The sequence below is a fragment of the Neorhizobium tomejilense genome (genome assembly GCF_964254135.1).
In the GTDB taxonomy this organism is placed as follows: domain Bacteria; phylum Pseudomonadota; class Alphaproteobacteria; order Rhizobiales; family Rhizobiaceae; genus Neorhizobium; species Neorhizobium tomejilense.
The window spans coordinates 2,437,338-2,456,154 of the sequence record NZ_CAXUSO020000001.1 but is presented as its reverse complement, the minus strand read 5'-3'; the positions used below and the strand labels follow the sequence as shown (position 1 = coordinate 2,456,154).

Below are 18,817 nucleotides of genomic sequence, written 5' to 3'. Positions count from 1 at the left end.
GGCAGTTCGCTTAGTCGACCAGCGCTAGCGATGGCGCGAACCATGTATGGTTGCCTGCCCGCCAGTCCGTCGCGAAAGCGATGAACTCGTTGGCCGGCATCGGTTTTGCGAAGACGTATCCCTGCAGGGTCTGGCAGCCGAGGCTGCGCAGGATGTCCACATGCGCTGCCGTCTCCACCCCTTCGGCGACGATCTCGATGCCCTGGGAGCGGCCGATCTCGATGATCGAGGCGACCAGCCGGCGCTGCGAGCCGGCGGCTTCGAGCGGTGCAATCAGCTTGCGGTCGATCTTCAGCCGCTTGGGCCCGAGTTCGAGAAGGCTGACGATCGAGGCATGGCCGGTGCCGAAATCGTCGATTTCGATATCGATCCCGAGCGCCTTGAGGTCGAGAATGGCGGACCTCAGTTCCTTGTCCTGATCCTCGAAGGAGATCGATTCGAGAAGTTCGAACGAAAGGGTCCCAGGCGCGATCGGCAGTTCGGCCAGTCGTTTGAACAGCCTCTCGTCCTTCAGGCGCTGCGCCGAGATGTTGACGGAAAGATGCGGGATATCGAGGCCAAGCGCGCTCCATCTCACCGATTGGAAGAGCGCCTTTTCGAGAATGATCGCGTCGATATCGGCTGACCGGTGCAGGCTCTCGGCGATCGCCAGGAAACTGTCCGGCGCCAGCAGGCCGCGTTTGGGATGCTGCCAGCGGGCCAGCGCCTCGACGCCGACTATGTCGAGCGAATGCGCATCGAACTGGGGCTGGAAAAAGGGGATGATCTGGTCGCCTTCGAGCGCGCTCAGGAACTCGTCGGACATGCGCTTGCGCTGCACGACCGCCGAGCGCAGTTCCTTCGAGAAAACCTCGACGCGGTTGCGGCCGCGCTTCTTGGCTTCATAGAGCGCGATATCGGCGTTGATCAGCAGCTGGCTCAGTTCCTCGCCGGCCATAGACTGGCAGGCGATACCGGCGCTGCAGCCGATGCGACATTCATGCGCGCCGATATCGATGGGGCGGGCAAGGGTGTTGACGATCGACTGGGCGAGGTATTCCGCCCGTCGCTGCGGCTCCGTCCCGCCGGTCACGACGACAAATTCGTCACCGCCGATACGCGAGGCGAACTCGTCGTGGTCGATCAGTTCGAGTAGGCGGGACGTGGCCACTTTCAGGACCGCGTCGCCCGCCGCATGGCCGAGCGTGTCGTTGACTTCCTTGAAGCGGTCGAGATCGATGTGGATGAATGCCAGCCGGTGACCCGCAGCCTGGTTTTCTCCGGCGGTCATGAACTGGTCGAGGAAGCGCCGGTTCGGCAGGCCCGTCAGGGCGTCGTGCAGCGACTGGTGTTCGAGCGTGCGCCTTGCCGAACGCAATTCGTCGTTCTGCAATTCGGCCTTCGTCTGCGCCAGCCGCAGTTCGGAATGCAGCGTGACGTCCCTGGTGACGTCCCAGTTGGCGCCGACCACCCGCTTGACGCCTCCCGCGGTCCGGTAGGTGGCTCCGTGCGCACGGATGTGGCGGATCTCGCCGCTGTGGGAGACGACACGGAACTCGGTACGGTAACTCGTTTCATCCTTGAGCGCCTTGCGGAAGTAGGCTTCGGCGGCTTCCAGGTCGTCGGGATGCAACGCATCGCGCCAGTCCGTGTATTCGAGGACATCGCTGTCCGGCGGCGCGTCGTAGAGCTCGCGCATGCGCTGGTCCCAGATCAGCGTGTCGGTCGAAGGTTCATATTCCCAAACGCCGACGCCCGAGGCCTGAAGTGCCAGTTCGAGGCGCTGTGACAGCGTTTCCAGCTGTTCCTCGCGCTGCTGCAGAGTGAGGATGTTGCCGTGGCGCTGTTTCATCAACAGTCCGGCCCAGAAAAGCGGGGCGGCGATGCAGAAGGCGATCAGAAGGGCGGTGATCCGGAAGCTGAACATGTCCGGCGGCGAGCTCTGCCATCCGCCTTTCGGGACTGCGGCGAGATACCATGTGTCGTAGCCGAGCTCGATTCTCGACTTGACGGGGTCCTGCGAAAATATGGCGCCCTTTCCAAGGAAAATGTCGCGCTCGGCGGGGATGGGCCGCTGCGAGATTGTAATGTCCAGTGCTTGACGCTGGGTATTGACGTTGCTGTCCGCGTAGAGCCTGTCGAGGTCGATGACCGCCGAAACGACACCCCAGAACCGGCCGTTGGCAAGCGAGAAGACCGGATAGCGGGCAATCAGCCCTTGGCCGCCCTGCACCAGATTGACCGGCCCCGTAATGACGAGCGTCCGCCGCTCGACGGCTCTCATCACGGCATCCCGCTGGAGCTCGTTGGTGCGGTAGTCGAGGCCGAGGGCCTTCTTGTTCGCCTCTTCGGGGTAGACCAGGCCGACGACCAGATCCTTGGCGGCGACGACGTTGCGCAGCTGCGACGGAACGTCGAAAATCCGCTCCGAAAGCGCCGTGAATTGCGGCTGGTTGATATTCGGGTTGGCGGCAATGGCGGCCACCAGCCCGTAGATAAGGTTGACGTTGCCGTGGATGTTGGTCTCAAGGCTTGCAGCGACCCGGGCCAGTTGCTCGGCTGCCTTGACCTGCTGCGCCACGTGGTATTGTTCGCGTTTCTCGACATCGGCGCGGACGACACCGACCAGCAGGCCGGCGACAGCAAGGATGGCCGGGAAAAAATAGCCGAGGCCGAAGAACTGAAGACCAGACGATTTCGATTTCGAGATGAAGGGCAGCGAGGTCATTGGGATTTCCGATGGTGTCCCCCACTGTGGCCGACAAAATTTAAGATTGTCTAATTTATCCTCGCGTCAGTTAGATTTGGCGCGGATAGCTCCGATCCAAAGACCGACAGGGTGGGAAAAAGGCTTGCCGCATCGGCGTATGATAGTTCTATACCGGCGTGTGCTCCGGCGCGCCCGGCCGGCGCCCGTAGACGGCGACGGAATCGTATTTCTTCTCGTCGGAGGCAAAGGCCGTCGAAAGTAGAAGCTGAATCGACCGCAGCACCGTATGTCGCCGGCCTGAAGGGTGGGCGGTATATTCGCGGGTCCGGTCGTAGATCGAGGCCTCCCATTGCCGCCAGCTCGCATGGTGGTGGCGGGTATAACCCATGTATTGGAAGCTGGAGAAGGTGAAGCCGCCGAGGCCGATCACCTTGCGAAGACAGGCGGGCGTGAAGAAGTAGAGATGACGCGGCGCGTCGAACATGGCCGAGCAGACGCCGAGGCTTTTGAAATGGGTGGCCGCGCAGTTGGGCACTTCGCAGAACAGTATCCCACCCGGACGCGTCAGGAAGAATGCCTTCTGGAGTGCCAGGATCGGGTCGCGGCAATGTTCCAGCACATGGCGCATGATCACGAGATCGCAGCTCTGTCCTTTGAGATCAGCCGGAAGCTCCTCGCAGGTGCCCGCAAGCACCGTGATGCCAGCCTTGGCCGCCTCGGCTCTTGCCGCTGCATCCGGCTCGACGCCGAGGACGTTGAAGCCGAGCGCCTTGAAACGGCTGAGGAGATCACCGCCGCCGCAGCCGAGGTCGCAGATCGAGGCGCCCGGCGGCAGATCCTTGGCGATGCGCTCGGGATCGAGCGACTGGCCCTTGTCGAGGCGCCAGGCGGCGTGGAGCAGCGCCCTGTCGAGGAGGGTCTGATTGACCTCCACGAGATGACCCTGCCCGTGGGTGTAATACCGGGCGGTATCATAAAAAGACGGAATTTCTTCCGAGCTGGGCATGGGGCTGACGGCACCGAGCCCGCATTCCGTGCAGACCACGAAGTCTTTATGGGTGTTTTCGGCGCCCTTTAACGGGTCGAGCGGCATATACGTCCACGGGGCAGTCTGCCCACCGCAGGAAAAGCAGGTCATCTCATGCTCCGCCAAAGATGGTCGCAATTTGCCGAGAATACCGATCTTCAACAACATGCCTAAAGTGATGATCTACCGATGGAGTATGTGGTGATAATTGGGAATGGCGCTTGCCGATCCGCGCGTGTCGCCGAAGCACGGTATTCTGCTTTGTATCGGAGGGGATTTCGGCCGTGCCTATGCGGGGCTGATAAGGTTCCGGCCGGCACGCTTGGAACGGTAGAGGCCGTCGTCGGCGCGTTTCAAAATGTCCTCGGAGGAAGCATCGGCTAACAGAAATTCGCTCAAGCCGCCGCTGATCGTGGCGTGGTGGCCAAGCGCCTCCCGGACCTCGGTGGCGACGCGCTGGCGCAGCCGGTTGGCGATGACGATGCCGTGCTCCTGCCGGGTGGCGGGCATCACCACGACGAACTCGTCGCCGCCGAGGCGGGCGAGAAAATCGGTCTTGCGCAATTCCAGGCGACAGACGCCGGCAATCGCTTTCAGAACCGCATCGCCCATCGCATGTCCAAGCTCGTCGTTGACGGTCTTGAAGTGGTCGATGTCGAACATGAAGACGGATGTCGGGATGTGCTCGTCGCGAAAAAGCTCGAACTTCAGGGCGAGCACGTCCATCAGCTTTCGGCGATTGAAGAAGCCGGTCAGCGCATCAGTTTCGCTTTGGTGGCGCAGCTGGTTCTCGACGGCATTCTTTTCCGTGATGTTGCTGGCGACCCAGACGATCGCATCCTCGCCGTCGACCTGGAAATCGAGCGCCTGCAAGCGTCCCTCGAACCAGATCGGGTGGGCGGGACCATCGTTCTGCAGCCCCTTCACGTCGCTGCCGGAGAGGCTGTATTCGATGATATGCAGGGCACGCGAGGCGAGCGCCTTTTCGATCTCCCGCACAAAACGTTGCGCCTTCTCGACGATGAGGACGTCGTAGAGGCTCTTGCCGACGAGATAGCTGCCCTCGTGATAATAGCGGGTGTCCTTGCCGCCGAAGAGCGCGGCATAACGGCCGCTGCGGGTCAGGACGAAGCAGGGGTCCGGGAGCGCCGACAGAATGAAATAAAGCTGATCGCGGGAAAAGGCGGTTTCCTGTCCGATCTGGATCTCTGGCGCAAGGTGAGCTGCCGTCATTGCGTTTCCCGGGGCGTTGATGCAATCCGGGCTGCATGGCCGGACCGACCGGAAGCAACGGGCGCACGGTCCGGAGACTACCGCCAAACTCCTTCCAAATTATCAACAGATGCGAATATTCGCAGGAACGAATAAAGGCGGGGCGGCAGCCGGCAAAGGCAAATGGCTGGCTGCAGCCATGGCTTTCCATCGCGGCCGTACCCTTTTGCGGCAAACGCACCTTGCCTTTGGCGGCGGGCCTATGTTCGATTGCGGACTTTCAAATTCATGAGTCCCCGCCGGTATGTTCAAGGATTTTTCCGTTTCGGCCCTGATGATGGGGCTGCTCACTGCCTTTGTCGGGTTCATCAGCTCGTTTGCGGTCATCATGCAGGGGTTGCAGGCGATGGGTGCGACCGCGCCGGAAATCGCCTCGGCTCTCTTGGCGCAATCGATTTCGATGGGTTTGCTGGCGATCGTGTTCTCGAGCATGTACCGGATGCCGATCAGCATCGCCTGGTCGACGCCGGGGGCGGCGCTTCTGTCCGGCATCAGCATAATCGAGGGCGGGTTTCCGGCCGTGGTCGGCGCTTTCGTGGTCTGTGGCGTGCTGATCATTCTCTCCGGCCTGTTCCGGCCGCTCAGCCGGGCGATCCGGCTGATCCCGGCACCGCTCGCCAATGCCATGCTGGCCGGTATTCTGCTCAGTCTTTGCCTCGCGCCGGTGAAGGCTGTCGCCTTCAATGCGGCGCTCGGCCTGCCGATCGTGCTGACCTGGATGGTCGTGGTTTCCAGGTGGCGGCTCTGGGCGGTGCCGGCGTCGCTCGGGGCGCTGATCCTGGTGCTGGTCTTCGGCGTCGACCTTGCCCCGGACGCGATGGCGCAGATCGGCGCGGCGATCCATCCGGGCCTCACCTTCGTCACGCCGGTCTTTACCCTGCACGGGATGATCTCGGTGGCGCTGCCGCTGTTCATCGTCACCATGGCCTCGCAGAACATACCCGGCATGGCGATCCTGAAGGTGCACCACTACGAGCCGCCGGCGGGTGTGATGTTTGTCGGCACCGGCATCTTCTCGATTCTCGGAGGGCTGGTCGGCGGCGTGCCGGTCAACATGGCGGCGATCACGGCGGCGATGTGCGCCAGCGAGGACGCCCACCCCGATCCCGCCAAACGCTACTGGGCGGCGATCGTCGCCGGCTTCGGTTACATCGTGTTCGGCCTGATCGCCGGCGGCATCATCGCCTTCGTATCGCTGGCGCCGCCGATCCTGCTGCAGGCGGTGGCGGGCCTCGGACTGATCGGCGCCTTTGCCAACGCAGCCTTTGCGGCCTATCGCGACCCGGAAACGCGCGAAGCCGCGGCGATCACCTTCCTCGTGACGGCGTCGGGTCTTTCGTTTGCGGGGATTTCAGGGCCTTTCTGGGGGCTCGTCGCCGGCGGGGTGATGATGGGATTGCAGAGCCTCGTCAGGCGTGCTTGAATGTCTGGAAATGGTATAATTTCTATATTATATTGGTCATGAAGTTCGAATTTGATCCTGACAAGAGCGCCACGAACAGGGACAAACACGGAATCGATTTCGTGGAGGCGCAGGCGTTGTGGGCAGATGAGAGGCGGACCGTCGCTCCGGTCCTGTCGGATACGGAGTCGCGATATATCCTTACGGGAAAGATTGCGGAGAAACATTGGACCGCGGTCTATACATGGCGAGGAGACTGGCTGCGAATTATATCGGTCAGGCGCGCACGTGACAAAGAGAAGCAGACCTATGAAGACAGTAACCGCTGAAGAGTTTGACAAGAAATTCGACGATGGCGAGGACATCAGCGAATATGTGGACTGGTCTAAGGTCACACGCCCGGGTCTCGAACCCAAGCGCGTCAATATCGATTTTCCGACCTGGGTCGTGAACGGGCTGGATCAGGAGGCGCAGCGTCTCGGTGTTACGCGGCAGTCGCTGGTGAAACTCTGGATCGCCGAACGGCTTGAGGCAAGACGCCAAGGCAAGTGAAAGCCCACTTGCCTCTCTTCCACTCTGAGGTTATACACTTCGCCCATGACCATGACAGGCGCAATCATGTCCGACCGTTCGTCTACCCGCCGCATCGCGGCCGGGACGATGGTATTTGCGCTTTCCTCGCTTCTTAGCCTCGACCTTACGCGCGGTTGCCGGGTCCGTTGAGGAGCGCCCGGCGGCCGAAGGCCCGCCCGGCATAAGAGCTCCTCTCACGAACATTCAAGACCGAGCCACCAAAGACCGCTAAAGGTCCGCATCGACGACGGCCAATTCCCCAGACGGATGCCGAGCGACGCGTGAAGCGAGAAGAGACGACGACAATGGACGCCAACACCCATTCCCCGAAATCCGGCCATAAATCCGGGATGCCCGACGCGGCTGTGAAATACCGCGCTTACCCGCCCATCAACATTCCCGACCGCACCTGGCCCACGAAAACCATCACCAAGGCACCGATCTGGTGTTCGGTCGACCTGCGCGACGGCAACCAGTCTCTGGTCAACCCGATGGGCCATGACCGCAAGGCCCGCATGTTCCGCATGCTGCTCGACATGGGCTTCAAGGAAATCGAGATCGGTTTCCCGTCCGCCTCGCAAACCGATTTCGACTTCGCCCGCTGGTGCGTGGAAGAGGGCGGCGTGCCGGAAGACGTGTCCATGCAGGTCCTGGTCCAGTGCCGGCCGGAGCTGATCACCCGCACCTTCGAATCTCTGGAGGGCGCCCACAAGCCGATCATCCACTTCTACAACTCGACCTCCGAGCTGCAGCGCCGCGTGGTGTTCGCCAAGGACGTCGCCGGTATCAAGCAGATCGCGGTCGACGCGGCCAAGATGATCACCGACATGGCAGCCAAGGCTGCCAATGGTGCAAATGGGGGTTTTCGTTTCCAGTATTCGCCGGAAAGTTTTACCGGCACCGAACTGGAAGTGGCGCTGGAAATCTGCAATGCCGTCACCGAGGTGATCAGGCCGACCGCCGAGGACAAGCTGATCCTCAACCTGCCCTCGACGGTGGAGATGGCGACCCCGAACGTCTATGCGGACCAGATCGAATGGATGTGCCGCAATCTCGACAACCGCGAAAATATCATCATCTCGCTGCATCCGCATAACGACCGCGGCACCGGTATCGCTGCGACCGAGCTCGGCCTGATGGCGGGTGCCGACCGTGTCGAAGGCACGCTGTTCGGCAATGGCGAGCGCACCGGCAATGTCGACGTGGTGACGCTCGCCTTGAACATGTACACGCAGGGCGTCGATCCGGAACTGGATTGCTCCGATATCGAGCGGATCAAGGCGGTCTACGAATATTCCAACCAGATGGTCATTCCCGAACGGCATCCTTATGTCGGCGAACTGGTCTATACGGCCTTTTCCGGCTCGCACCAGGATGCGATCAACAAGGGCATGAAGGCGATCAAGGTTGCCAATCACCCGGTCTGGGAAGTGCCATACCTGCCGATCGACCCGCGCGATGTCGGCCGTTCCTACGAGGCGATCATCCGCATCAACTCGCAGTCGGGCAAGGGCGGCATCGCCTATATCCTCTCCGAGGATTACGGCCTGAACCTGCCGCGTAACCTGCAGGTGGAGTTCCGCGAGGAGATCCAGCGGATCACCGACGAAGAGGGCGTGGAGCTTCCTGCCAAGCGCATCTATGAGAGCTTCATCGAGCGCTATGTCGAGCAGCCCGGCGGACGGCTGAAATTCGTCGATCACCACACCTTTCCGGCCGGGGTCGATCACAAGGGCGTTCGCGTCGTCGCAGCGGAGATCACCGATGGCGGCGAGACGAAGCGGATCGAAGGCACGGGCACGGGACCGATCGACGGCTTCATCAACGCGCTGTCGACCTATCTCGGCATAGAACTTTCGGTCGCCGACTATTCCGAACATTCGCTGCAGCACGGCTCGAACGCGTCTGCCATCGCCTATGTGGAGATGGAGCACCCGAACGGAAAACTGTTCGGCGCCGGCATCAACAAGAACATCGTCGCAGCCTCGCTCGAAGCGATCGTCTCGGCGGCGAATAGGGTGCTGGCGGCGAAGAGGTGATCGGCGAGCCTTTTACCGCATAACGATAGCAAATAAGCCGCCTGAATCTTCGGGCGGCTTCTTGATTCATAGGTGGCAGGTTTATTTGCTCGACGTCGCGCTGGCGAAGGCAAGGGCGGCCGCAAAGACGACAAATGCACCTACGATGAAGCTGACGACGACGATGGTTTCGGTTGGCATGATGACCTCCAATGGTTTGAATGGAGGCTATGCCGGACCATGGATCGGGTGTTTGAGCTAGGTCAACCTGCGGCGTCAGATCAGCCCCGCCGCCTTGGCCGCGATATCATCCAGATCGGCCGCAGACGACGGGCCGACGATCATGTAGGTGGCCAGCGGCGTGACCCAGGAGACGAGGCCGGTGTCGTTGCGGATTTCCTCGATCGAGCGGTTGCCCTCGGGTCGGGTCTTGGTGAAGGAAATGGCGATCACGTCGCCGTCTCCTTCACCGTCGGTCCGGCGGTAGATAAGCTGGCCGACCGGCCCGCCGCCGGCGGCAAACAGGCGGGCGCCCTGGAAGGTCAGGCCGCTGTCGCTGAGATCGGGGATCCGAAAGCCGACGCCGGTATTGGTGGTCAGCCATTCGAGGATATCGGCAGGCCTGTCGGCCGGGATTTCAGCAAGGTGATTGGTCTGGCGCGCATAGAGCCGGTAATGGGCGATGATATCGTCCAGCCAGTCGCGGCTGCTGGTGCCGGGCATGGAAATCATCGAAAACTGCGGCACCGCGGGGTTGCCGCCGATCATATAGCCGATGCCGCCGCCGAGCACGAAAAACAGGGCGCAGGCGGCCACTGCCTGTAGGCCGGACGGCTTGAAGGAAAGCGTCGGGCGCGGCCCCTGCGGCAGGCGTACGGCCCGGCGCGGCAGCGGCGCATTCTTGATGGTGCGCACCAGATCGAGCGGCACCGGCTCCTTCAGCATGTCGTCAAATGCGCGCCTTCCGAGATCGGCGCCGCGCTTCAGCGCGTCGTGCAGGGACCGGGCCTGCGGGTCGTTGACCAGCAGTTCCTCGACGTCATGCCTGTCGTCGTCGCTGGCCCGGCCATCGATATAGGCGGAAAGCCGCAGTTCGAGCGGCGAGGGCTGGGGGATGTTCATCCTCACGCTCTCCGCTCGCTCGTTTCGGCGGCGGCCGCCGCCAGGCTGAGACGTGCGGTGCAAAGGCGGGCGGCAAAGAGATCCGGCTGGATGCCGAGAATGGCGGCCGCCTCCGCATAGGCGAAATCTTCCACATCAGCGAGCAGGAAAACGCTCGCCAGCCCGTCCGGCAGACAGGCGAGGGCGTCCTTCTTCGACGGGCGGGAACTTCCGGCCGTGGAAGCGTCGTCGGCGGCATTGCCCTCGGCGCGACGGCGTTTCTTGGCTTCGTCCAGGAATGTGCTGCGGATCATGCTGAAAAGCCAGCTTTCCAGCCGGCCTTCGCCCTTCCAGTGATGGCTTTTCTGGATCGCCCGGCCGGCCGCTCCACGCACCAGATCATCGGCCTCGGCGGCGTTTCCCGTCAGCGTCAGCGCGAAACGGCGCAGGCGCGGCAGGAGCGCTACGAGATCGCGCCGGATGTCGGTCGATGGGCTCGGCTGGGTCATGTATAGGAGCGGCTTACCTGTGATCTACTTCAATAACCGGAACGAACTCATAGCTATGACGGGATTGTGGCGATTCCGCAACAATCGCGCCATTGATTCTACAACATTCTCGCGACTTGCGGAATCGACATCGTCGCTGGCTCCTCACCGTAGAGAAGCCGGCTGTTGTCGAGCGCAACGCCGTCGCCCCGTTCCGTGAGGCCATAACGGTCGCAAAGAAGGTTCCAGGCACCGGGCTCGCCGGAGAGCGTGAAGAGGTTGTAGGCGGCGCGCGGCTTGTGTCCGCCAGGTCCCTGGGAGGCCGACGCGATGCCGACCACCGGCACGTTGCCGGTATGGCTTCGCAGCCAGTAGAGCGTGTTGAGATGCGTGTGCCCGTGCAGCACCAGTTCCGCGCCACCGGTGGAGATCGCCGCTGCGAACCGGCGGATGCCGAGCATGCGCTTGTGCGAGGAGGCGGCACCGCGGATTGGCGGATGGTGGATCAGCACCACCCGGAAGAGGCCTTCGTCTCCCGCCTTCTTCAACAGGTTGACCGTCTCGCGGGCTTGGCGCGAGCCGAAATATCCCGACGCAGAAAAGGGCAGGGTGGCATTGGAGGTCGAGCAGCCGATGATGGCGATCGGACCCCGACAGCGCAGGGTCGGAAAGATATGGTCGTCTTCGGGCCATTCGGCGGGGTCGTCGTCGCTCTTGATGAACGGATACCATTCGTTGACCGACTTGTCGTGCGCGCCCGGCACATAGGCGTCGTGGTTGCCGGGCACGAAAGTCGTATCATAGGGGTCGCCGATGGTGCGCAGCCACTCGCCGGCAAGCCGCGTCTCGATCTTGGTCGCCAGGTTGACGAGATCGCCGGTGATGACGAGCTGGTCCGGTTCCCGCGTCTTCAAATCGCTCAAAAGCAGGTCGAGCGTGTTGACGAAAAGGTGCTTGCGCCGATTGCGGTGCCAGTTCACAAACCCGGTGATCCGCTTCGAGAAAAGCTCGCGAAGCGTCAGGTTTGGAAGCGGCCCCAGATGGATGTCGGAAATATGCGCGAATTTGAACATGGCGCACACATAACGCATGAGTGCAGAAATCGTTATCGATTTTCTGGGCGCTCCCGGAGTTATGAATGAGTGGCGAAGGGGTGCCGGAAATCCGAAACGGGCGCACCCGGATCGTCGTCTGGCTGCTGCACCGGGTCTTCATGCTGACGCGCGGCATGACGCTCGGGGTACGCGCCGCCTGCTTCGACGCACAAGGCCGCATCTTCCTCGTGCGTCATACCTATGTGCCCGGCTGGTACATGCCGGGCGGCGGCGTCGAGCGCGGGGAGACGTCGCTTGAGGCGCTGCGCAAGGAGTTGCGCGAGGAGGGCAATCTGGAGATTGTCGGGGAGGTCGCGCTTTTCCACGCCTACTACAATCGCAATGCCAGCAAACGCGACCACGTGCTGTTCTATCGGGTGACGGTGGAGCAGACGAAGCCGCGTGCGCCGGACCGGGAGATTGCCGAGAGCGGGTTCTTTGCGCTGGATGCGCTGCCAGAGGAGACGACCGCCGCGACGCTGCGGCGGTTGCGGGAGTTGAAGGGCGAGGTTGAGCGGGCGGATTACTGGTGAGGGATCCCAGTTTGCCCCTCATCCGCCCTGCCGGGCACCTTCTCCCCGTTCTGACGGGGAGAAGGACAGATGCCGCACCGTCTCACCCTATCGACAACGCTTTGGTTTGAAGGGGACCGGGAGCTTGCCGCTTGCGTCCTTCGCCCCGCTTGCGGGGAGAAGGTGCCGGCAGGCGGATGAGGGGCAGATGCGTCTCGATCAAGCCACCCGTTTCACCTTCTCCCGCCCATGCGGCGCGTCGAGGTTCACTACCGGGCCGACGGGGACGATGCCGGTCGGGTTGATGGTCTTGTGGCTCCCATAATAGTGGTGCTTGATGTGGAACAGGTTGCAGGTCTCGGCGATGCCGGGTTGCTGATAGAGATCAGCGAGATAGCCGGAAAGGTTCGGGTAGTCCGCTATGCGGCGGATGTTGCACTTGAAGTGGCCGACATAGACCGGATCGAAACGCAGCAGCGTGGTGAACAGGCGCCAGTCCGCCTCGGTCGTGGTGTCGCCGAACAGGTAGCGGCTGCCTGACAGGCGCTTTTCCAGAATGTCGAGGGTTTCGAACAGGCGGGTGACGGCGCCCTCATAGGCGTCCTGGACGGTCGCGAAACCGGCCTTGTAGACGCCGTTGTTGACCGTGTCGTAGACGAGCGCGTTCAGGTCATCGATCTCGCCGCGCAGTGCCTGCGGATAAAAATCCGTCGTCGAGCCGGTCAGGCCGTCGAAGGCGCTGTTGAACATGCGGATGATCTCGGAACTCTCGTTGGAGACGATGGTGTTCTCAAGCTTGTCCCAGAGGACGGGCACGGTGACGCGGCCGGAATAGCTGGGATCGGCCTTCAGGTAGACCTGGTAGAGATAGTCCGAGCCGAACAGGTCGTCGCCGGTGGCGCCGTCACGTTTCCGGAACTCCCAGCCGTTCTCCAGCATCAGGTAATCGACGACCGAGACCGAGACCAGGTCCTCGAGCTTCTTCAGCTTGCGGAAGATCAGGGTGCGGTGCGCCCAGGGACAGGCATAGGAAACATAGAGATGGTAGCGCCCGGCTTCGGCCTTGAAGCCTTGCCTGCCGGAGGGACCGGCGGAACCGTCCGCAGTCACCCAGTTGCGGAACTGCGATTCTGCCCGCTTGAAATGGCCCTTGTTTTCCTTGGTATCGTACCAGACGTCCTGCCATCTTCCTTCGACGAGCCTGCCCATGGTTATCTCCTTGGATTTTCCTTGTGGTGATAGATACGGCACCGGCTGCCGAATACGAGGCAGGATTTTATGAACGGTGTGTTTTTGCGTTGGACGCGGGAAATTTTTCCTGCTAATTCGCTTTCCGGATTTTAAGGATACTTTCCTCCATGACCGAAGTGCGGACATTGCGACGACGCTGATCATCGACCACGACGCTTGAACAGGCGTCATCGAGATCCCTTGTCCTGTCCGCTCTCAATCTACGGCTTCGGTCCTTCATGTCTCAGCACAACGCCCTCTATAAGCACGAACTCGTTTATCTCACGGAAGATGCATCCCATGATGAGGTCATCGAACTCATCAACATGGAAGCCTTCGGCCCCGGGCGCCATACCCGCGCCGCCGCCCGCATCCGCGAGCAGGGGCCGCATGACCGGACACTTTCCTTCGTCTGTGCCGATGACGGCGAAACGATCGCTTCGGTCAGGATGACGCCGGTCCATGCGGGTTCGGTCAAGGGCCATCTGCTCGGGCCGCTTGCGGTGCGGCCGTCGCACAAGAACCAGGGCATCGGCCGGGAATTGGTACGGATCGCCATCGACGCGGCGAGGCGCCAGGGTTCGGAAGCGGTGATCTTGGTCGGGGATCCACCTTATTACGGTCCGCTCGGGTTCGAGAAAGTTGCCTACGGCGCGCTGGAATTTCCGGGACCTGTCGATCCCGGCCGGGTTCTGGTCGTGCCGATCGCAGCCGACGTGCATGCGCGGCTCAAGGGCGTCATCGGCTGGCGCGGATAGGCCATTTCCTTTAAGCAGATGACGGATCGGTCGGCGAAAGCCGGCCGCACGATTCGTCGAAGCGAGGGACCGGGCGCATGACAGCAATCACCATGGACGAGGCGCTCGATCGCGCCGGAGCGGGGACCTATCAGCGACGGCTGATGGGGGTTTTCGGCCTCGTCTGGACGGCCGATGCGATGCAGGTGCTGGCGGTCGGTTTCACCGCCGCCTCTATCGCGGCAAGTTTCGGGCTGACCGTGCCGCAGGCGCTGCAGACCGGCACGGCCTTCTTCTTCGGCATGCTGCTTGGCGCGCTCGGTTTCGGCAGGCTTGCCGACCGGATCGGCCGCCGCCGGGTGCTGATCGTCACGGTTGGCTGCGATGCGCTGTTCGGCACGCTCTCCATCTTTGCCCCGGATTTTACCATTCTGCTTGTCCTGCGCTTCCTGACCGGCGCTGCCGTCGGCGGCACGCTGCCTGTCGATTATGCGATGATGGCGGAGTTCCTGCCTGCCAGAAACCGCGGCCGCTGGCTGGTCCTGCTCGAAGGCTTCTGGGCAGTCGGGACGCTGATCGTGGCGCTCGCCGCCTGGGCCGCAAGCCTTGCCGGCGTCGCTGATGCCTGGCGCTACATCTTTGCGGTTACCGCCATTCCGGCGATTGCCGGCATCGGCCTGCGTTTCCTGGTGCCGGAATCGCCGCTCTACCTGATGCGCTCGGGCCGCAATGACGAGGCGAGGGCGATCGTCGACCGGATGCTCGTCGTCAACGGTCGTCCGCAGCTCGGGGCTGACACCAGCCTAGTCCCGCCGCCGCCGGTCAAGGCAACCGGCATCTTCTCGGGCGAGTTGCGCCAGCGCAGCATCATGATCCTGGCGATCTGGTTCCTGGTCTCGGTCTCCTATTACGGCGTCTTTACCTGGATGCCGGCAAGGCTCGCCGGCGAGGGCTTCGGTTTCGTGCGCGGTTACGGCTTTCTGGTACTGGTCGCGCTTGCCCAGCTTCCAGGCTATGCGCTTGCCGCCTATGGCGTGGAAAAATGGGGCCGCAAGCCAACGCTGATCGGCTTCTGCCTGCTCTCGGCGCTCGGCTGCCTGATGTTTGTCGTCGCGCCGAGTGCCCTCCTGGTCGGGGCCGCGCTGCTGATCATGAGCTTTGCGCTGCTCGGCACCTGGGGTGCGCTCTATGCCTATACGCCGGAACTTTATCCGACCGCGTCGCGGGCGACCGGCATGGGGGCAGCCGGCGCCATGGCGCGTCTCGGCGGCCTGCTGGCGCCGTCGCTGGTCGGTTACGTCGTGGTTCAGGGGCTCGGCCTGACGATCGGCATCTTTGCCGGCCTGCTGGTGATCGCGGCGATTGCAGCTACGATGATCAATGCGGAAACGCGGCGGGTCTCTCTCGCCTGAGATCGGAAAGCTCAGAACCGTTTTTGCAGCCAGGTCACCGAATGGCCTCCTTCGAGGCCCTTCAGCGTGCCGATCTCTGTGTAACCTTGCTTCAGATAAAGCTTGAGTGCTGCCGGGTTCATCGTGTCGATATAGGCGCCGATCGCGCCGCGGGCGCGGGCTTCGGCTTCCGCCATGTCGAGCATGCGGGCGGCAAGGCCGCGGCCGCGTAGTTCGTCCGGGATGTAGAGCATCGAAACATAGAGCCAGCCGCGGCCGGTATAGCCGGTCAGCCCGCCGATGAGGTTGCCGTCGTCGTCATGCAGTGGCACCGCCAGCTCGCGGCGGTTGGTGGGGCCGAACGTCGCTGCATTGTGGGTCATCAGCCGTTCGAGGATGAAATCCTCCTCGTCGGCGGTCATGCCTTCGATGATTTTCAGGTCGATATCCATGCGACTATTCCCGTCTCCATTTTCGGAGCGCAGGGATAACCTACAGAGCTTTCCTGAGGAAGGTGCGGGTGCGGCCCTTCGGAAATTCCGGCAGTTCCCCGAAGATTTCGTAGCCCTGGCGCATATAGGCCTTGCGGGCGGCCGGGCTGAACGTGTCGATCCAGGCGCCGTGACAGCCGCGGGCGCGGGCTTCCTGTTCGGCTTGGCTCAGCAGCTTGCCGGCCATGCCTTCACCCCGCAATGTTTCCGGGATGAACAGCCATTGGGTGAAGAGCCAGCCCCAGGCCGTGTAGCCGGAAAGCCCGCCGATGGCGTTTCCATCGATATCGCGGATCAGGATGGCGAGGGCTTGACGTTCCGACGGGCCGACATCGGCTTCGTTGAAGGCGGTCAGTCCCTCGCTGATCGCAGCGAGTTCCTCCGGCCGGGGCGAGGCAGTCATATCAAACCGCGTCATACCTCAGCGACCCTCGCGCCACCACATCGCCGCGACCGCGAAGAGCAGGGCGGAGAGGCCGGCAAAGCCGGCAAACAGCGGCAGCGTGTTGATGCCGCGCAGCACCGTCTCGTCGGTCAGGCGGATGACCATGCGGTTGGGATCGTTGACGCGCACTTCGCCGCGCACCGGCAATATGTCCGGCAGCGAGATGCCGTCGCCCGAGGCGACGCGGGTAACGAGCCCGCGGGTCTTGTCGGCATAGGGTTTCAACGTGGCCTCGGTCGAGATCATCGCCTTGAATTCCGGCGCATCCACCGTGCCGACATGCACCAGCGTCGAGAACTGGCCGTTGGTGACTTCGAACAGGCCGGTTTCCTCCATGCGGCGCTCCAGCCGATACTCGCCGGGACCGGCTGAAGTCATCGGCATGGTCTCGGTGCGGCCGGACGGATATTTGATCGTCGCGGGGCCTGGATCGTCGCCGATCGTCTGGCGCGTGGCTTCGAGCGTACGGCCGACAGCGCGCGCGGTCAGCGCCTCTTCCTCGAGTTCCGGTTCCTTCATCAGCCAGTGGGCGATGCGGCGATAGAGCGAGACGTGCGGGCCGCCGCCTTCGAAACCGCGGGCCCAGAGCCAGCCCTGGTCGGAGAGCAGCATGGCGACGCGGCCTTCGCCCTGCCGGTTGAGGACGAGCAGCGGGCGGTCGCCATCGCCTTCCATGACGGTCTGACCCTGCGGTGTGTCGACGTCGATGGTGCGGAACCAGCGGCCCCAGGTCGGCGGATTGGCATTGGAGCCGTCGAGCCCGCGGGTCACGGGGTGCTTTTCGCCCTCCGGTGACAGATGCGGATAAAAGGCGGCGCTGTGGACTTCGCCGGTCGGCGCGGCCGGCAGGACCTGTTCGAGCGGCGTCGAGGCGATCGAATCCTCGCCGGCATGTTCGGGGCCGGCAGCGATCAGCAGCGCGCCGCCATTGTTCACGTACTGGGCGATGTAATCGTAATAGAGGATCGGCAGCACGCCGCGGTGCTTGTAGCGGTCGAAGATGATCAGGTCGAAATCCTTGATCTTCTCGACGAAAAGCTCGCGGGTCGGGAAGGCGATCAGCGACAGTTCGTTGATCGGCGTGCCGTCCTGTTTTTCCGGCGGGCGCAGGATGGTGAAGTGCACGAGGTCGACCGACGCATCGGACTTCAACAGGTTGCGCCAGGCGCGCTCGCCGGCATGCGGTTCGCCGGAGACGAGCAGGACGCGCAGGTTCTGGCGGATGCCGTCGATGACATGGACGGCGCGGTTGTTGGCGGTTGTCACCTCGCCCGGAAGTTCGGCAACCGAAAACTCCATGACGTTGTTGCCGCCGCGCGGGACGGTGAAGGAGAAGGGCGTCTCCTGGCCGGGCGTAGCGCGCAGCGTCGCGGTCTGCTGGCCGTTCATGCGCACGGTCACCTGCGCCGGTCCGCCGCCGGTGCGGCCGTCGTCGAAGACCCGCAGCGTCAGTTCCTGTTCCTCGCCGACGATGCCGAAACGCGGCGCGCGGACCACTTCGACGCGGCGGTCGAATTCGTCCGGCTTGCCGGTGATCAGGCCGTGGACGGGGGCGTTGAAGCCGAGGTCCTGGTTGATGCCGGGCAGGTCGTGGATCTGGCCGTCGGTCAGGAAAACCGCACCGCCGATCCGGGCGGGCGGTACGTCGGAAATGGCGGAACGAAGGGCAGTGAACAGCTTTGTCGACGGCGTGTCGGATTCGCCGTCGTCATCGACCTCGACAATGCGCGTCTCGATGCGCGGGTAGCGGGAGAACCGGTCCTTGAGGCTCGCGAGTGCCTCGTCGGTCTGCTGTTTGCGCTGGGCGGTATCCTGGCTCTGCGAGCGGTCGACGATGATCGGCACCACGGTCGAAAGCTGGTCGCGGTCCTCCTGCAGCAGCGTCGGGTTGGCGAGCGCCAGGAGCAGGGCGGCGAGCGCCAGCGTGCGCAGGGTGGCGCCGCGGATGCCGCGCCAGAAGGCAAGGCCAGCGAGGATCAGCGCGAAGACGCCGAGGGCGGCGAGGATCGGCCAGGGAAAGAACGGGGCGAATTCGATGGTCATGAGGATTTCCCTTCATCGGGGAGGGAAACTAGGTTTGGCCGGACAGGGCGGCGGACTCCCAATGATCTCCCCCCTTGAGGGGGAGATGTCACGAAAGTGACAGAGGGGGGTATGCGGGCGTCACGGCGAGGGAAGAGGGTAGAGGTTGAGTTCCTGGATACCCCCCTCTGCCCTGCCGGGCATCTCCCCCTCAAGGGGGGAGATCGGCCAGAGGCACCGCTTTGCCACATAACACGGACATGCGTGTCGACTGCCGGAAAACAGGAACGAAGAACGGTAGCGGATGAGGGACGGGTGGTCATCT

General features: G+C 62.9%; 17 protein-coding genes. 7 read left to right on the top strand and 10 right to left on the bottom strand.

Annotation, left to right across the window (positions count from 1 at the left end):
- Positions 1-10: 10 nt before the first annotated feature.
- From ACSQ3G_RS12495 to ACSQ3G_RS12485, 3 genes are all read right to left on the bottom strand, one after another.
- Entirely contained in the window at positions 11-2,707 is a 2,697-nt protein-coding gene (locus ACSQ3G_RS12495; protein ID WP_436110260.1) for a bifunctional diguanylate cyclase/phosphodiesterase, read from the bottom strand.
- A gap of 148 nt (positions 2,708-2,855) precedes the next feature.
- Positions 2,856-3,827, bottom strand: a complete 972-nt coding sequence (locus ACSQ3G_RS12490; RefSeq protein WP_172746561.1) for a class I SAM-dependent methyltransferase — start codon at positions 3,825-3,827, stop codon at positions 2,856-2,858.
- Positions 3,828-4,004: 177 nt separating this feature from the next.
- Complete coding sequence (locus tag ACSQ3G_RS12485) at positions 4,005-4,949, bottom strand: sensor domain-containing diguanylate cyclase (protein ID WP_436110259.1); 945 nt, start codon at positions 4,947-4,949, stop codon at positions 4,005-4,007.
- 283 nt (positions 4,950-5,232) lie between these two features.
- Between ACSQ3G_RS12485 and ACSQ3G_RS12480 the strand changes: the two genes are divergently transcribed.
- The 4 genes from ACSQ3G_RS12480 to leuA all read left to right on the top strand — a co-directional run bounded on the left by ACSQ3G_RS12480 (position 5,233) and on the right by leuA (position 9,002).
- Positions 5,233-6,411: a benzoate/H(+) symporter BenE family transporter gene (locus ACSQ3G_RS12480; RefSeq protein WP_436110258.1), complete on the top strand. Its 1,179-nt coding sequence runs from the start codon at positions 5,233-5,235 to the stop codon at positions 6,409-6,411.
- 38 nt (positions 6,412-6,449) lie between these two features.
- Positions 6,450-6,719, top strand: coding sequence for a BrnT family toxin (locus ACSQ3G_RS12475; RefSeq protein ID WP_436110257.1), 270 nt, complete (start codon positions 6,450-6,452; stop codon positions 6,717-6,719).
- A complete protein-coding gene (brnA, locus tag ACSQ3G_RS12470; protein WP_436110256.1) occupies positions 6,700-6,942 on the top strand; it encodes a type II toxin-antitoxin system BrnA family antitoxin in 243 nt (80 codons plus the stop codon). The genes ACSQ3G_RS12475 and brnA overlap by 20 nt, the downstream gene beginning before the upstream one ends.
- Positions 6,943-7,268: 326 nt before the next feature.
- Positions 7,269-9,002 (top strand): 2-isopropylmalate synthase, encoded by a 1,734-nt coding sequence (leuA, locus tag ACSQ3G_RS12465; RefSeq protein ID WP_436110255.1) that lies wholly within the window; start codon positions 7,269-7,271, stop codon positions 9,000-9,002.
- A gap of 255 nt (positions 9,003-9,257) precedes the next feature.
- Here leuA and ACSQ3G_RS12460 read toward each other — a convergent pair whose 3' ends face one another.
- The 3 genes from ACSQ3G_RS12460 to ACSQ3G_RS12450 all read right to left on the bottom strand — a co-directional run bounded on the left by ACSQ3G_RS12460 (position 9,258) and on the right by ACSQ3G_RS12450 (position 11,643).
- Positions 9,258-10,103 (bottom strand): anti-sigma factor family protein, encoded by an 846-nt coding sequence (locus ACSQ3G_RS12460; protein ID WP_436110254.1) that lies wholly within the window; start codon positions 10,101-10,103, stop codon positions 9,258-9,260.
- Between the two features lie 2 nt (positions 10,104-10,105).
- Positions 10,106-10,591 (bottom strand): RNA polymerase sigma factor, encoded by a 486-nt coding sequence (locus ACSQ3G_RS12455; protein ID WP_436110253.1) that lies wholly within the window; start codon positions 10,589-10,591, stop codon positions 10,106-10,108.
- Positions 10,592-10,689: 98 nt separating this feature from the next.
- A complete protein-coding gene (locus ACSQ3G_RS12450; RefSeq protein ID WP_105415078.1) occupies positions 10,690-11,643 on the bottom strand; it encodes a metallophosphoesterase family protein in 954 nt (317 codons plus the stop codon).
- Between the two features lie 65 nt (positions 11,644-11,708).
- Between ACSQ3G_RS12450 and ACSQ3G_RS12445 the strand changes: the two genes are divergently transcribed.
- Positions 11,709-12,197, top strand: a complete 489-nt coding sequence (locus ACSQ3G_RS12445) for an NUDIX domain-containing protein (RefSeq protein WP_436110252.1) — start codon at positions 11,709-11,711, stop codon at positions 12,195-12,197.
- 198 nt (positions 12,198-12,395) lie between these two features.
- On the opposite strand, the gene ACSQ3G_RS12440 is transcribed toward ACSQ3G_RS12445, so the two are convergent.
- A complete protein-coding gene (locus ACSQ3G_RS12440) occupies positions 12,396-13,385 on the bottom strand; it encodes a glutathione S-transferase family protein (RefSeq protein WP_436110251.1) in 990 nt (329 codons plus the stop codon).
- Positions 13,386-13,645: 260 nt separating this feature from the next.
- Here ACSQ3G_RS12440 and ACSQ3G_RS12435 point away from each other — a divergent pair, with 260 nt between their 5' ends.
- The gene (locus ACSQ3G_RS12435; RefSeq protein WP_436110250.1) at positions 13,646-14,164 is read left to right on the top strand and encodes a GNAT family N-acetyltransferase; all 519 of its coding nucleotides are present in this window, start codon (positions 13,646-13,648) and stop codon (positions 14,162-14,164) included.
- Positions 14,165-14,241: 77 nt separating this feature from the next.
- On the top strand, positions 14,242-15,555 hold the full coding sequence (locus ACSQ3G_RS12430) for an MFS transporter (protein WP_436110249.1): 1,314 nt from the start codon (positions 14,242-14,244) through the stop codon (positions 15,553-15,555).
- An 11-nt stretch (positions 15,556-15,566) separates the two neighbouring features.
- Here ACSQ3G_RS12430 and ACSQ3G_RS12425 read toward each other — a convergent pair whose 3' ends face one another.
- From ACSQ3G_RS12425 to ACSQ3G_RS12415, 3 genes are read right to left on the bottom strand one after another with little or no spacing between them, the layout of a single operon-like run.
- The gene (locus tag ACSQ3G_RS12425; RefSeq protein ID WP_052751692.1) at positions 15,567-15,986 is read right to left on the bottom strand and encodes a GNAT family N-acetyltransferase; all 420 of its coding nucleotides are present in this window, start codon (positions 15,984-15,986) and stop codon (positions 15,567-15,569) included.
- 40 nt (positions 15,987-16,026) lie between these two features.
- Positions 16,027-16,443, bottom strand: coding sequence for a GNAT family N-acetyltransferase (locus ACSQ3G_RS12420; protein ID WP_436110248.1), 417 nt, complete (start codon positions 16,441-16,443; stop codon positions 16,027-16,029).
- Between the two features lie 3 nt (positions 16,444-16,446).
- Positions 16,447-18,513, bottom strand: coding sequence for a hypothetical protein (locus tag ACSQ3G_RS12415; RefSeq protein ID WP_436110247.1), 2,067 nt, complete (start codon positions 18,511-18,513; stop codon positions 16,447-16,449).
- Positions 18,514-18,817 lie beyond the last annotated feature (304 nt).

Bases quoted from the DNA above. Each gene is read 5' to 3' on its own strand.
- ACSQ3G_RS12495 (WP_436110260.1), bottom strand. From the start codon at position 2,707: ATGACCTCGCTGCCCTTCATCTCGAAATCGAAATCGTCTGGTCTTCAG.
- ACSQ3G_RS12490 (WP_172746561.1), bottom strand. From the start codon at position 3,827: ATGACCTGCTTTTCCTGCGGTGGGCAGACTGCCCCGTGGACGTATATG.
- ACSQ3G_RS12485 (WP_436110259.1), bottom strand. From the start codon at position 4,949: ATGACGGCAGCTCACCTTGCGCCAGAGATCCAGATCGGACAGGAAACC.
- ACSQ3G_RS12480 (WP_436110258.1), top strand. From the start codon at position 5,233: ATGTTCAAGGATTTTTCCGTTTCGGCCCTGATGATGGGGCTGCTCACT.
- ACSQ3G_RS12475 (WP_436110257.1), top strand. From the start codon at position 6,450: ATGAAGTTCGAATTTGATCCTGACAAGAGCGCCACGAACAGGGACAAA.
- brnA (WP_436110256.1), top strand. From the start codon at position 6,700: ATGAAGACAGTAACCGCTGAAGAGTTTGACAAGAAATTCGACGATGGC.
- leuA (WP_436110255.1), top strand. From the start codon at position 7,269: ATGGACGCCAACACCCATTCCCCGAAATCCGGCCATAAATCCGGGATG.
- ACSQ3G_RS12460 (WP_436110254.1), bottom strand. From the start codon at position 10,103: ATGAACATCCCCCAGCCCTCGCCGCTCGAACTGCGGCTTTCCGCCTAT.
- ACSQ3G_RS12455 (WP_436110253.1), bottom strand. From the start codon at position 10,591: ATGACCCAGCCGAGCCCATCGACCGACATCCGGCGCGATCTCGTAGCG.
- ACSQ3G_RS12450 (WP_105415078.1), bottom strand. From the start codon at position 11,643: ATGTTCAAATTCGCGCATATTTCCGACATCCATCTGGGGCCGCTTCCA.
- ACSQ3G_RS12445 (WP_436110252.1), top strand. From the start codon at position 11,709: ATGAGTGGCGAAGGGGTGCCGGAAATCCGAAACGGGCGCACCCGGATC.
- ACSQ3G_RS12440 (WP_436110251.1), bottom strand. From the start codon at position 13,385: ATGGGCAGGCTCGTCGAAGGAAGATGGCAGGACGTCTGGTACGATACC.
- ACSQ3G_RS12435 (WP_436110250.1), top strand. From the start codon at position 13,646: ATGTCTCAGCACAACGCCCTCTATAAGCACGAACTCGTTTATCTCACG.
- ACSQ3G_RS12430 (WP_436110249.1), top strand. From the start codon at position 14,242: ATGACAGCAATCACCATGGACGAGGCGCTCGATCGCGCCGGAGCGGGG.
- ACSQ3G_RS12425 (WP_052751692.1), bottom strand. From the start codon at position 15,986: ATGGATATCGACCTGAAAATCATCGAAGGCATGACCGCCGACGAGGAG.
- ACSQ3G_RS12420 (WP_436110248.1), bottom strand. From the start codon at position 16,443: ATGACGCGGTTTGATATGACTGCCTCGCCCCGGCCGGAGGAACTCGCT.
- ACSQ3G_RS12415 (WP_436110247.1), bottom strand. From the start codon at position 18,513: ATGACCATCGAATTCGCCCCGTTCTTTCCCTGGCCGATCCTCGCCGCC.